Source organism: Pseudomonas sp. 05L36 (genome assembly GCF_056398125.1).
Genome location: NZ_JBFTOU010000029.1, coordinates 1 through 12969, shown reverse-complemented (window position 1 = coordinate 12969; position 12969 = coordinate 1). Strand labels below are relative to the sequence as shown.

Sequence of the window (12969 nt, the reverse complement as noted above, 5' to 3'; positions counted from 1 at the left end):
AAAACAAACCCCAAACGAGGCTTTCACCATGCAAACTCTCTACACCGCAATCGCAACTTCCACCGGTGGCCGTGACGGTCGTGCGGTTTCCAGCGACAACATCCTCGACGTCAAACTCGCCACCCCGAAAGAACTCGGCGGTGCCGGCGGCGCAGCCACCAACCCTGAGCAACTGTTCGCCGCCGGCTACTCCGCCTGCTTCATCGGCGCCCTGAAATTCGTGGCCAGCCAGACCAAGCGCAGCATCCCGAACGACGCTTCGATCACCGCCCATGTCGGCATCGGCCAGATCCCTGGCGGTTTCGGTCTGGACATCGACCTGCACATCAGCCTGCCCGGTCTTGAACAAGCCGACGCACAAGCACTGGTCGACGCGGCCCACCAGGTCTGCCCGTACTCCAACGCCACCCGTGGCAACGTCGATGTGCGTCTGCACGTAACCGTCTAAGCGCTGACTACCCAGGCCCGAACAGGAAACGAACATGAACACTTTCAGCAAAGTCTTGACCGGTACCCTTCTCGCCTTGTCCATCAGCAACGCGTTCGCAGGTACTGGGGTTGAACACAACACCCAGGCATTCCTCGACGTTCTGAACGCCGGTACCGGCAAGCCGATGGAGCAAATGACGCCCGCCGAGGCCCGCGCCGTTCTGGTAGGCGCGCAGGCCGGGGTGAAGCTGACGCAGCCAAAAGCCGATGTCAGCCAGAAGACCATTCAAGTCGACGGCCAACCGATCAGCCTGACCATCGTCCGGCCGGCCGGGGTCAAGGGTGAGCTGCCCGTATTCATGTTCTTCCACGGCGGTGGCTGGGTACTGGGAGATTTCCCGACCCACGAGCGGCTGGTACGTGACCTGGTGACGGGTTCGGGTGCAGCGGCCGTCTTCGTCAACTACACGCCGTCGCCGGAAGCGCATTACCCGGTGGCAATCAACCAGGCTTACGCGGCGACCCAATGGGTGGCCGGGCACGGAAAAGAGATCAACGTCGATGGCAAGCGCCTGGCGGTAGCCGGCAACAGTGTCGGCGGCAACATGGCGGCCGTGGTTGCGCTGATGGCCAAGGACAAGGGCACACCGGCGATCAGGTTCCAGGTGCTGTTGTGGCCGGTGACTGATGCCAACTTCGAAACAGCGTCCTACAACCAGTTCGCCGAAGGGCACTTCCTCACCAAAAACATGATGAAGTGGTTCTGGGACAACTACACCACCGACGCCAATCAACGGAACGAGATCTACGCCTCACCACTGCGCGCGACCACCGCCCAGTTGAAAGGATTGCCTCCAGCGCTGGTGCAGACCGCCGGTGCCGACGTGTTGCGCGATGAAGGCGAAGCCTACGCCCGCAAACTCGATGAAGCCGGTGTGCCGGTGACCTCGATTCGCTACAACGGCTTGATCCACGACTACGGTTTGCTCAACGTGGCAAGCCAGGTGCCGGCGGTGCGTTCGGCAATGTTGCAGGCGTCTGAAGAACTGAAACAGCACTTGAAATAACACCGCCCAACTGTAGGAGCGAGCCTGCTCGCGATGGACGCCCAGACAACGCGGGCATTCAGGAAGCTCGCGTTATCGTTAACGCMCATCGCGAGCAGGCTCRCTCCTACAGGAGAACTGGATGTTTCATCCAGGCACAAAAAAGCCCGACTCAATGGTCGGGCTTTTTCATTCCTCAAGCGGTGCTTATTTGGCACGGCCTTTGTAGGAACCGCCTTCGCGGGTATCGATCTCGATCATGTCGCCGATTTCGATGAAGTCAGCAACCGACAGCTCGGTACCGTTCTTCAGTTTGGCAGGCTTCATCACCTTGCCGGAAGTGTCGCCGCGAGCGGAACCTTCGGTGTAGTCAACCTGACGCACGATGGTGGTCGGCAGCTCTACGGAAACCAGACGCTCTTCGAAGAAGATCGCTTCGCAAACATCGGTCATGCCTTCTTCAACGAAAGGCAGAACGGCTTCGATGTCTTCAGCGTTCAGCTCGTACATGGTGTAGTCGGTGGTGTCCATGAACGTGTAGGTATCGCCGCTGATGAAGGACAGGGTCGCTTCTTTGCGGTCGAGGATTACGTCGTCCAGTTTGTCGTCGGCGCTGTAAACGATCTCGGTCTTGTAACCGGTCAGCAGGTTCTTCAGCTTGGTCTTCATGATCGCGCTGTTACGACCGGACTTGGTGAATTCAGCTTTCTGAACCAGCCAAGGATCGTTTTCGAGACGAATCACGGTCCCGGGTTTCAGTTCTTTACCAGTTTTCATTGCGAATATCCGAATTTGGATGGGATTTACAAAAATCTAGGCCGCGTATCATATCCAATTTCCATAAAACTGTACCAGCGCCGTGGCAAGATCGGCCTGCAAGGCCTGTTCCAGACACCACGCCTCGGCGTGTTTTTCCAGCTCTGGCCAGTGTTTACGGGTGAATTGCCAGTGGTCGGCTATTTTTTCACCAGCGTTCCACGCCCGCCAGAGACCGCTGATCGCCTCCCGCGCAGGTTCAGAAAGCCCCTTTATATAGACTTCGAGGAAGGCCTCGAGTTTGTCCAGATGGATATCTTCTTCCTGCCGGTAGATGTGCCAGAGAAATGGCCGGCCGGCCCATTGAGCGCGCACAAAGGAGTCTTCGCCGCGCACGGCATTGAAATCGCAACACCATAGCAACAAGTCGTATTGGTCCTGGCGGACGAATGGCAGCACTTGCACGGTCAAGGCATCACGCACATGCACGGCACCGGCCGCCAAACCCTCCACACCGAGCCAACGCTCTACGTCGCCGAGAATCCGCCCTTCCGGCACCAGCAGATGAGTGGCCGTAGAATCGCCAGCCATCGCATCGAGCCAACTGGCCAGCCCGGTGTTTTCGTAGGCAAACAATGAGATCAACTGCGCACCGGGTGCACGATCAATCCCCAAACCGTGCAGGAATTCTCTTTGAGCCTGCGGGTTTTGCTGAAATTGCCGACGACGCTCAAGCAATCCACGCTCACGTAACAACCCGCCAGTGCCCTTCTGGAACCCCGGAAAGAAAAAGAACTTCTGCACGCTTTTGTACTTCACCGAGGGCAAACCGTGGCAGCCGATCACCCAGTCCTCGGCACTCAGGTAGTCGAGGTTCATCCACAGCGGCGTCTTTTCCCGTTCGGCCATGGCGTCCATGTAGGCGCTCGGCAATTGGCAGGCAAATGCAGCAATCACCACATCGGCGGCTTCGGTCGGTTGCCACTCGGCTGGCCATTGGCGCACTTCGACGTTTTGTTGCCACTGCTGCGCAGCGTGGATGTCGATTTCCGGGCACAGGCGCTCGAACGCTCGCAGATCATCGACCCATAGACGCACCGCCAGCCCATGTTCGGCGACCAGTTGTCGGGCCAGTCGCCAGGTCACGCCGATGTCGCCGAAGTTATCGACTACGGTGCAAAAAATATCCCAGCGGGTTTTCATTTCAGGCATTCCAGGTTCCCGTTGGCAAAGGCGCCGATTGTCCGCATAAATTACCCCGTGCAGAAGAGCCGACGATGATTATTCTTCATGCGACAATCGCCACTCGCCCGTGACCTTTCGCCAGGAAGCAACCATGCCCCACCGCCCCACTCCGCACCGCTCTTTCCCAATCAGCCTCAATGCCCTGCAATTGACCGGCAGCATCGCCCTCGGCATGTGGCTGGGATTCATTGCCATTGTGCTGACCTGCTGGCTCGCTTCGCGCCTGCTTTTCAGCGAGCAACTGGCACCTGTGGCAGCAGCTGTGGAGCAACTGGCCAAACCACCGGTGGCAGCGCAACCGGTGCCGGACATTCCGCAACAGAGTCCGTTGTTTGAGCAATATGAAGAAAACCTGCGCAAGAACGAGCAGCAGCAACGGCTCGATCAGGCGCGCAGCAGCAGTCGCAACCTATCCAACCCAAGCTGTCAGTTCTGGCTGCAACAGGACCGGACTGCACCCAGCGAAAAAAGCCGCGCCAACGTCCTGCAATTCTGCGATTGATCATGAATAAGCACACAGTCCACCAACTGATTCTCGACAAGCTGCGGATCGATCTAGACATCGCCGAACGGGCCGCGCAAACCGCTTACGAAACGGCGACCCATGAAGAAAACATCGCCGAGAACAAATACGACACCCTGGGGCTGGAAGCGTCCTATCTCGCGGCCGGGCAAGCCAGGCGGGTCGAGGAAATTCGCCAGTCACTGAGCCTCTGCCAGAACCTGGCCCTGCGCCCGTATGACGATCAGCGGGGCATCGAAGTGGGCGCGCTGCTCGGGCTCGAGGACGAAAGGGGGCGCGAACAATGGCTGTTTCTCGCCCCCGATGCAGCCGGATTGAAGGTCGATCTGGTGGGGCAACTGATAACCGTCATCACCCCGCGCTCACCGCTGGGCAAAAGCCTGCTGGGCAAGTTCGAGGGCGATGAGGTGGAGATTCTGGTGGCGGGCGCTCGGCAACAGTTCGCTGTCACCGAGGTGGTTTGACCGGCAGGAAACACTATCAGTGAACGGGCAGTTCGACGCCCTCGAACAGCTCTTCCAGTTCCTGCTTGTTGTGACACTGAATGGCCTTGGCCATGACTTCGCGGGTCAGGTGCGGCGCGAACTTCTCGATGAAGTCGCACATGAAACCACGCAGGAAGGTGCCGCGACGGAAGCCGATCTTGGTCACGCTGGACTCGAACAGTTCGCTGGCATCAAGCACCACCAGGTCGCTGTCGAGTTTGCTGTCGACAGCCATTTTCGCCACGATGCCCACGCCCAGACCCAGGCGAACATAGGTCTTGATCACGTCGGCGTCGGCGGCGGTGAACACCACTTTCGGCGTCAGGCCACGATGGCTGAATGCTTCGTCGAGCTTCGACCGGCCGGTAAAACCGAACACGTACGTCACGATCGGGTATTCGGCCAGGGCTTCGAGGGTCAGTTTCGACAGTTTGGTCAGCGGGTGGCCCTGAGGCACGACCACGCAACGGTTCCAGCGGTAGCACGGCATCATCACCAGATCACCGAACAGCTCGAGCGCTTCGGTGGCGATGGCGAAATCCACGGTGCCGTCGGCGGCCATTTCGGCGATTTGCATGGGCGAACCCTGATGCATATGCAGGGCCACGTCCGGGTATTGCTTGATGAAATTGCTGATCACCGGCGGCAACGCATAACGCGCCTGGGTGTGAGTGGTGGCAATCGACAGGGTGCCCTTCTTCTCGTTGGAGAATTCCTGGGCGATCTGCTTGATGCTTTCAACCTTGCGCAGAATTTCGCCAGCGGTGGTGATGATGCGTTCGCCGGCCGGGGTAACGCGGGTCAGGTGCTTGCCGCTGCGGGCAAAAACCTCGACGCCCAGTTCGTCTTCCAGCAGACGGATCTGTTTACTGATGCCCGGTTGAGAGGTGTAAAGGCTTTGGGCTGTAGCGGAAACGTTGAGGTCGTGGTGCGCCACTTCCCAGATGTAGCGCAATTGTTGAAGCTTCATATGAATCCCTCAAAGCAGGTAGACGCCACGGGCATCAGCGACGGTATATAACTATATTAATGGTTCGAAGAATAAATCTAGAACTTTTTTGTCAAATTGCCATTATTCGTGTTCTAGAGATCCCCTTGGCGACGACGTTGCACCAGCGGCACCAGATAGACCGGCACCTTGGACAGTTGCAGCACACGGGCGGCGGTTCGCCCCAAAGGCGTTTCCGCACCCGCACCGTGGCTGTGACTTCCTACGATCAACAAATCCACGGAGAGTTTCTGCGCCTGGTCCAGAATCACCTGCGATGGGTCGCCCTGCACCACCCGTACTGCCTGAATCCGCTCCAGATCGTGCTCCCCTTCATCCCCCAACTCCTCACGAAAACTGTCGAGCACCCGCTGCTCGATACTGGCAATCACTGTATTCAGGCCCTGGCTGTGAAACTCGTTCAGCGCCTGTTCATCGAGATAACTTTGCAGCACCGACTCGGCAAACAACCCCATGGGTTCAACCGCATGCACCACATACAAATCGGCATTGAAGGTCCGGGCCAGTTCCAGGGCATGCTGCATCACCACGGGCGCGTACAGGCCAAGGTCAGTGGCATACAGCATCGAACGAATCATATGACCTCCTCGACTGCCAACATGGCGGAGATTTGATTCAGCTTAGCAGTGCCTTGGCGACTACGACATGCGGCGCAACGCATTGAACAGTGGGCTTAAACCTTTTGCTCGTTGCTTATGCCATGGGGCACATGACCGGTGGCGACGACTTCACGGGCCAATTCGCAGTGGCCGGCCTGATCGTCGAAAAACACATCGGCCGCGAAGGCTTCGAGAAAGGCTGACTTGGTCAGGCCGCCGAGGAACAGCGACTCGTCGAGACGGATGTCCCATTCGCGCAACGTGCGAATCACTCGCTCATGGGCCGGCGCCGATCGCGCCGTGACCAGCGCAGTACGGATCGGACAGGCGTCCTCCGGGAACTCACGCTGCAACAGATTGAGGGCCGCGAGAAAGCCCTTGAACGGCCCACCGCGCAACGGCTCGCGGGCGGCCTCACGCTCGCTGGCCTGGAACGCCTCCAGACCACCGGCCTGATAAACGCGCTCCGACTCATCGGAAAACAGCACCGCGTCTCCGTCGAAGGCGATGCGCAATTCGTCGCTGGCCGCACGACTGGCACCGCCCGACAGAATGGTCGCCGCGGCGAACCCGGCGTCCAGTGCATTGCGTACGTCTTCGGCGTGGGTCGAGAGAAACAGGTCGCAGCCAAAGGCCTTGAGGTAGGGATACGGACTGCGCCCGCCGACAAAGGCCGCGCGAGAGATTGCCAGTCCGTAATGGTCAATCGAGTTGAATACCCGCAGCCCGGTGTCGGCGCTGTTGCGCGACACCAGAATCACCTCGACCCGGGCACGGCCGAGGCTATTGTTGAGGTTCAGGAGTTTCTGCACCAACGCAAAGGCATCGCCGGGTTGGAGGATTTCGTCTTCGTGTTCGATCTGATACTGCCGGTAGGCTTCGACACCGCTCGACAGATAGACCTTGTGGCTTTCGCTCAGGTCGAACAGCGCCCGCGAAGAAATCGCCAGCACCAGTTTGTCGTCAATTGCCTTCGGCATGCCCTTCTCCCTCAGGTTGGTCGACTCAGGTGTTTCGTCGATCAATGAAACTCAAACTGCGATACAAGGCCTCGATGCGCGGCATCTCACACCCCGCGGCCCTGGCGGCCGCCAGTGGCCGGGCGTAGATCGCGGCCAGCTCCAGCGGTCGCTTGTGCAGGAAATCGTGGTACATGCTCGGCCAGTAGTCAGGCATTTTTTCGGTCACCATGAACAAGTGCTCGGCATACCCCGCCGGTACACCGTGCCCGCACGCGACTGCGCCTTGCACCACTTCAGCCATCAGCGCCTTGATCAGTTCGCGACTGTCGGCATCGCCCATCAACGGTGTGGTGCTCGCTCCCAGCAACACCGAGAGACCGTTGTAAGGGATATTCCAGACCAGTTTTTGCCAACGCGCCTGATGCAAATTCGCCATGGCCTGGGAATCGAGACCGGCGCTGCGGAACAGGCCGACACCTTCCTCGACAATCGCAGTGCGTGCCGGCCCATCGGCAGGACCGCTGTGATAACCAACGTGCACCGCGCCCAACGCCTGATGAGTGATGACGCCCGGCGCCTCGCGATGGACGCAGATGTAGCAGAGCCCTCCAAGCACATGCAGCGAATCGGGGAGCAACGCGCGCAGGCTGTCTTCGACATCCAGGCCGTTTTGCAACAGCAGTACCTTGGCGTTCGGTGCCGCCGCTTGCAGGATAGCGGGTGCCAGGTCGGCGTTGCTGGTGGTTTTCGCGCCCACCAGCAGCCAGTCGCAGGGCGGCATGTCTTCAGCGTTCGAATAAGCCTGCACCGGGTTCAGTTTCAGCGCGCCATGGGGCGCGCTATCGACTTGCAACCCGTGCTCGGCCACAGCGGAAAACTCGCTGCGCAGCAGAAAATGCACATCAAAACCGGCACGCGCCAGCATTACCCCGTAGAAACCACCGATTGCGCCGGTCCCGATTATGCCGATCGTCGGCCTGGCAACTGTCCCCATCATGGCAACTCCTCTGCTGTTCGACTCAGCGCCTGGCGCACGGCCCGGTTGAGCTCGGTGTCGGTCAGGCGCGATTTCAGTGCTCCAAAGAATTCGCCGTCGCGAACGACAAACAGCGCCGGCAAGTGAAAGACCTGATAACGCTCGACCACCCCGCCGTTGTTGCCGGCATCGATCCAGCACAGTCGATCGACTGCCAGATCGAGTGTCGGCAATTGCTCGCGGGCAAAACGGCAACTGGCGCAGCCGACACTGGTGAAAATAACCAGTGATACGCCGCTCATCGCCAGCAGCCGTTGGTCGGCGTCGAAATCGGTCAGTTCCAATTCGACCACTATACTGGGTGTAACAATGTCAGATGGCCGACACATGGAGTCTGTGTTCATGGGACGATTTATTCCTCACCCTGACGATGTGCCCGTCGAATTAACGTTGCTGAAACCAGAGTGTATTTCGCGGCGACAGCTGCACACTATCAGTCTCGGGGGCATGGCTTGCAATTATCACCGCGCGTGGCGCTACGGCACCGCGCTGGAGGTACGCATGCCGACCGTGAACCCGGACATGCGCTACCTGGGTTATGTCGCCTGGTGCCTGCGGCGCAAGCGCGGTTATCTGGTAGGCATCGTCTTTGTCGACGAACAAACGCTATTCAGCGCCCGAATGGGCGAGCAGGTGTGCCAGATCGAACGTTACTGCCGCCTGCATGACGCCCACGACGACTTGCAGAATATCCAGGCTCGGGCCCTTGAATGGGTACAGGAGCACGCCGACGAGTTCTCTCACGATTCGGTGCGCAAGGCTTTTGCGCAGCCGGTGCTGGAATAGGGGTGTTCTTGATCGGTTTGCCCCTCATGGCAGGGAAACTGACTGCGAAAGCCCACCAAACCGGCGTCTGCCCATTGTCGAGCCACGGTGTAACGCGCTAAGGTTCGGCTCCCCGACGCGCTTAATTTGCTGTGCTCCGCCGCGCGGGTTCGCTGGCGGCCGGCACCCGTGACCTGACGAGTAAACGATGGCTGATTTACCGATCAACGACCTAAACGTCGCCTCCAACGAGACTCTGATCACTCCCGATCAGCTCAAGCGCGATATTCCCCTGAGCGACGCCGCACTGCGCACCGTCACCAAGGGCCGCGAAGTCATTCGCAACATTCTGGATGGCACCGACCACCGCCTGTTCGTCGTCATCGGGCCTTGCTCGATCCACGACATCAAGGCCGCCCACGAGTATGCCGAGCGCCTGAAGGTTCTCGCTGCCGAAGTGTCCGATACCCTGTATCTGGTCATGCGCGTGTATTTCGAGAAGCCACGTACCACCGTCGGTTGGAAAGGCTTGATCAATGACCCGTACCTGGACGACTCGTTCAAGATCCAGGACGGCTTGCACATCGGTCGCCAGTTGCTGCTGGACCTGGCCGAAAAAGGCCTGCCTACCGCCACCGAAGCCCTCGATCCGATCTCCCCGCAATACTTGCAGGACCTGATCAGCTGGTCGGCCATCGGCGCGCGCACCACCGAATCCCAGACTCACCGTGAAATGGCCTCCGGCCTGTCCTCGGCCGTCGGCTTCAAGAACGGCACCGATGGCGGCCTGACCGTGGCGATCAACGCCCTGCAGTCGGTTTCCAGCCCGCACCGTTTCCTGGGCATCAACCAGGAAGGTGGCGTGTCGATCGTGACCACCAAGGGCAATGCCTACGGTCACGTGGTGCTGCGCGGCGGCAACGGCAAGCCGAACTACGATTCGGTCAGCGTTGCGCTCTGCGAGCAGGCGCTGAACAAGGCGAAGATCAAGCCGAACATCATGGTCGATTGCAGCCACGCCAACTCCAACAAGGATCCAGCCCTGCAACCGCTGGTGATGGAAAACGTCGCCAACCAGATCCTCGAAGGCAACAAGTCGATCATCGGCCTGATGGTTGAAAGCCACCTGAACTGGGGTGCCCAGGCGATCCCGAAAGACCTCGCCGACCTGCAATACGGCGTATCGATCACCGACGCCTGCATCGACTGGACCGCGACCGAAAACACCTTGCGCAGCATGCATGCCAAGCTCAAGGATGTGCTGCCTAAACGCGATCGCAGCTGATCTGCCTGATTGGTTGCACAAAAAGCGCATAAAAAAACGCCGGGCTGAACCCGGCGTTTTTTTATGCGTTCGTTTTGTTGAAGGTCACTGACTCAGCTTGGCCGCATGCCGCTGGTGACGCTCCATGTAGCGCTCGACGTAGGAGCACGATGGAATGACGGTGTAGCCCATTTCGTCAGCGTACTCCAGCGCCTTCTCGGTCAAGGCTGCCGCAATACCGCGACCACGCAGTGCGTTGGGCACGAAGGTGCGATAGATATCCAGGGTCTGCTTCCCCAGGTCCATATAGGTCAGATAGGCACGATGACCGTCCACATTGGTCTCGAACTGATGACCAGCCTGGTCATGGTGGATGGACAACGCCTCGCTCATCACTACTCCTCGCGGGTCTGGAATTCCGACCCCTACCTTACCGATGTTTTTCCGGCGAAGGAACATCTACGCCACCCCGTGCCTGAATGGACACCGAGAAGAGCTGCACCGATCTCGCGCTACCGAGCACCTACAAATAGTAGGCACCATTGGCAGAAATGCTCAAGGTGCGCTCGTCATCGTGCGGGTTGGCGGGTGCTGCTCCGGATCACGCAGGAATGGCTCGACCGAAGATCACTCCGGGTCGATAGCCTGAACATTGCCGGATGTTGAGACTTAAGACGAGCGCCCGTTGTTAAAGTCACCTGAACATCGAGAAAGATATTGGGAGGCGCTACGCAAAAGCCGAACAAAAGTGTAGACGAATCCATGTAGGCGGGCTCTAGCCAGACTGGAAAAAGAGCGGTATGCCGAAGGAACTTTTTCTCGCCAGCTGGCTCAGCCACGGGCCTTGCAGCTGGATGTTTTTTAATCAGTTCAGTTAAAAGTTGCTCGAAAAAGAATCAACGCCTACAATTTTTTTTGCTTCTTGCGTCACGTCAGTTTTACTTACTACAAGTAATAGGTAGTATGTACGCCGGCTATTTCCTCAATCGGAGGAGATAGCTACTTAATAGAAAGTCCTTGAAGGGGAACACGATGAACAACGTTCTGAAATTCTCTGCTCTGGCTCTGGCCGCAGTTCTGGCTACCGGTTGCAGCAGCGCATCGAAAGAAACCGAAGCACGTCTGACCGCTACTGAAGACGCAGCTGCTCGCTCCCAGGCTCGTGCAGACGAAGCTTACCGTAAAGCTGATGAAGCTCTGGCTGCTGCTCAAAAAGCACAACAGACTGCTGACGAAGCTAACGAGCGTGCTCTGCGCATGCTGGACAAAGCTAGCCGCAAGTAATAATCCTTCGGGATTGTTATCAAGCCGATCCATTTTTTGGGTCGGCTTTTTTATTGCCCGGCGTTTCTCCAGGCAATAAAAAACCCGTCGACGCAGTCCGCACCGACGGGCTCTTTACAAGCTTACTGCATCGGGTCGACCGGAGTGCTCGACACCATCGGTACGGCGTTGTTGCCCGGCACAGCAATCTCCACCGGCAGGCCGTCTTCAGCGGCAACCACATCACGCACCACATCCCAGTTCATGCGCAGGTTGTTAGTGATGTCTTCACGCTTGAGCATCGCGTTGATGACCGCGGTGTGCTTGTCGACCACCGACGGGTTGCCCTTGTCGTCCAGCGGCGTATGCGCCTCCAGATAGACCTTGCCGCCACTCAAACCAAACTTGTACGGGTCGTTGATGATCCGCACCGACGTACCGACCGGCACCATGCCCGCCATTTCCAGCACGTTGTTGTTGAACATGCGGAAGCAACCGTGGCTGGTGCGCATGCCGATACCGAACTTCTTGTTCGAACCGTGGATCAGGTAGCCCGGTGTGCCCAGGGTGAACTTGAACGGCCCCAGCGGGTTGTCTGGGCCGGCCGGCACGACGTTGGGCAGCGGATCACCGTCTGCTGCGTGCTCGGCCTTGATCGAAGCCGGAGGCGTCCAGGTCGGGTTCGGCGTCTTGGCGGTGATGCTGGTGTGGGCAATCGGCGAGCCCCAGCCTTCACGACCGATACCCAGCGGGAACGTGTACACCACGTTCTTGCCTTTCGGGTAGTAGTAGAGGCGGTACTCGGCCAGGTTGATCACGATGCCTTCACGCGGGCCCGGTGGCAGGATGAAGCGGGTCGGCAGAATGATTTCCGTGCCGGTGCCTGGCAACCATGCATCGACACCCGGGTTGGCCGCGACCATTTCCGTGTAGCCCAGATCGTAGGCGGTACCAAGGTCGGCGAAGGTATCTTCGTACTTGGCCTTGATCACCTGCACCTGGCCGATAATGTCTTCACCGGGCGGTGGCAGGGGAAACTCCAATGCTGCAACGGGACCGGCCACCAAAAGGGCGGCAAGTGTCAGGCAGCGGGTGACGGCAGGAAAGCGCGACAACATCCGGAAAATCCTTCGCATGATCAACAGAGGGTATAAGAACGCGATTGTACACCGCCATCCGTTATTTCGGGGAGATGGCCCGATTGCAGGTAATGCAAGGAGATTTTGCGATTGTCCTCGATTCTGTGTGGGAGCGAGTCTGCTCGCGAAGGCTGTGTGTCAGGCGATGAGTATTTTGTGGGTGTGCATATCCGTTGCTGCGGTCACGGCCACTGATGGTTCCGCTCTTACAGCGGGTCACTTTGGAAAAGCCCCAAAGTAACCAAAGGGCTCTTGCCCCTGACGTTCGGTGCCTCGCCTAGGCTCGGCATGCCCTCGCTCCGGTCCTGCTCCGTGGGCCCGCCGCCATCGGCCATCCATGGCCCAGAGTGTGTCAAAACGCCAAAGCCAACCCTTGCTATGATTGCCCCGGATTTCATCGCAAGGGCTGCCCATGAAACGCTTCATTCAAGGTGAACACCTGAACACC

General features: G+C 58.7%; 16 protein-coding genes. 7 read left to right on the top strand and 9 right to left on the bottom strand.

Annotated elements, in window-relative coordinates; genetic code table 11:
- The first annotated feature begins 28 nt into the window (after positions 1-28).
- Together AC1DKH_RS25000 and AC1DKH_RS24995 are read left to right on the top strand one after the other, a co-directional pair.
- Positions 29-448, top strand: coding sequence for an organic hydroperoxide resistance protein (locus tag AC1DKH_RS25000; RefSeq protein ID WP_046031808.1), 420 nt, complete (start codon positions 29-31; stop codon positions 446-448).
- A gap of 34 nt (positions 449-482) precedes the next feature.
- Positions 483-1496 carry an alpha/beta hydrolase gene (locus tag AC1DKH_RS24995; protein WP_477799613.1) on the top strand — a complete coding sequence of 338 codons (1014 nt, stop codon included), beginning with the start codon at positions 483-485 and terminating at the stop codon, positions 1494-1496.
- Positions 1497-1682: 186 nt separating this feature from the next.
- On the opposite strand, the gene AC1DKH_RS24990 is transcribed toward AC1DKH_RS24995, so the two are convergent.
- Both AC1DKH_RS24990 and earP read right to left on the bottom strand, forming a co-directional pair.
- Complete coding sequence (locus AC1DKH_RS24990; protein WP_007943632.1) at positions 1683-2252, bottom strand: elongation factor P; 570 nt, start codon at positions 2250-2252, stop codon at positions 1683-1685.
- A 48-nt stretch (positions 2253-2300) separates the two neighbouring features.
- Entirely contained in the window at positions 2301-3443 is a 1143-nt protein-coding gene (earP, locus tag AC1DKH_RS24985; RefSeq protein WP_477764711.1) for an elongation factor P maturation arginine rhamnosyltransferase EarP, read from the bottom strand.
- A gap of 124 nt (positions 3444-3567) precedes the next feature.
- Between earP and AC1DKH_RS24980 the strand changes: the two genes are divergently transcribed.
- Positions 3568-3978: a hypothetical protein gene (locus AC1DKH_RS24980; RefSeq protein ID WP_477799612.1), complete on the top strand. Its 411-nt coding sequence runs from the start codon at positions 3568-3570 to the stop codon at positions 3976-3978.
- Between the two features lie 2 nt (positions 3979-3980).
- Entirely contained in the window at positions 3981-4463 is a 483-nt protein-coding gene (locus AC1DKH_RS24975) for a GreA/GreB family elongation factor (protein ID WP_477764713.1), read from the top strand.
- Positions 4464-4479: 16 nt separating this feature from the next.
- Here AC1DKH_RS24975 and cysB read toward each other — a convergent pair whose 3' ends face one another.
- The 5 genes from cysB to AC1DKH_RS24950 form a co-directional block, all read right to left on the bottom strand.
- Positions 4480-5454, bottom strand: coding sequence for an HTH-type transcriptional regulator CysB (gene cysB, locus AC1DKH_RS24970; protein WP_046043380.1), 975 nt, complete (start codon positions 5452-5454; stop codon positions 4480-4482).
- A gap of 113 nt (positions 5455-5567) precedes the next feature.
- Positions 5568-6071: a universal stress protein gene (locus AC1DKH_RS24965; RefSeq protein ID WP_477760129.1), complete on the bottom strand. Its 504-nt coding sequence runs from the start codon at positions 6069-6071 to the stop codon at positions 5568-5570.
- A gap of 95 nt (positions 6072-6166) precedes the next feature.
- A complete protein-coding gene (locus AC1DKH_RS24960; protein ID WP_477756259.1) occupies positions 6167-7072 on the bottom strand; it encodes a 5'-nucleotidase in 906 nt (301 codons plus the stop codon).
- A gap of 25 nt (positions 7073-7097) precedes the next feature.
- Entirely contained in the window at positions 7098-8051 is a 954-nt protein-coding gene (locus tag AC1DKH_RS24955; RefSeq protein WP_477799611.1) for a putative 2-dehydropantoate 2-reductase, read from the bottom strand.
- Complete coding sequence (locus tag AC1DKH_RS24950) at positions 8048-8434, bottom strand: thioredoxin family protein (RefSeq protein WP_116264777.1); 387 nt, start codon at positions 8432-8434, stop codon at positions 8048-8050. The genes AC1DKH_RS24955 and AC1DKH_RS24950 overlap by 4 nt, the downstream gene beginning before the upstream one ends.
- On the opposite strand from AC1DKH_RS24950, the gene AC1DKH_RS24945 reads away from it, so the two are divergent.
- Both AC1DKH_RS24945 and AC1DKH_RS24940 read left to right on the top strand, forming a co-directional pair.
- Positions 8433-8876 carry a PilZ domain-containing protein gene (locus AC1DKH_RS24945; RefSeq protein ID WP_223463731.1) on the top strand — a complete coding sequence of 148 codons (444 nt, stop codon included), beginning with the start codon at positions 8433-8435 and terminating at the stop codon, positions 8874-8876. The genes AC1DKH_RS24950 and AC1DKH_RS24945 overlap by 2 nt on opposite strands.
- Before the next feature lie 187 nt (positions 8877-9063).
- Entirely contained in the window at positions 9064-10140 is a 1077-nt protein-coding gene (locus AC1DKH_RS24940; protein WP_007973561.1) for a 3-deoxy-7-phosphoheptulonate synthase, read from the top strand.
- Positions 10141-10224: 84 nt separating this feature from the next.
- Here the strand turns inward: AC1DKH_RS24940 and AC1DKH_RS24935 are convergent, their stop codons facing one another.
- Positions 10225-10512: a GNAT family N-acetyltransferase gene (locus AC1DKH_RS24935; protein ID WP_007973562.1), complete on the bottom strand. Its 288-nt coding sequence runs from the start codon at positions 10510-10512 to the stop codon at positions 10225-10227.
- Positions 10513-11151: 639 nt separating this feature from the next.
- On the opposite strand from AC1DKH_RS24935, the gene oprI reads away from it, so the two are divergent.
- Complete coding sequence (gene oprI / locus AC1DKH_RS24930) at positions 11152-11403, top strand: outer membrane lipoprotei OprI (RefSeq protein ID WP_003199355.1); 252 nt, start codon at positions 11152-11154, stop codon at positions 11401-11403.
- A gap of 122 nt (positions 11404-11525) precedes the next feature.
- Here oprI and AC1DKH_RS24925 read toward each other — a convergent pair whose 3' ends face one another.
- On the bottom strand, positions 11526-12500 hold the full coding sequence (locus tag AC1DKH_RS24925) for a L,D-transpeptidase family protein (protein WP_477760132.1): 975 nt from the start codon (positions 12498-12500) through the stop codon (positions 11526-11528).
- Positions 12501-12969: the final 469 nt, after the last annotated feature.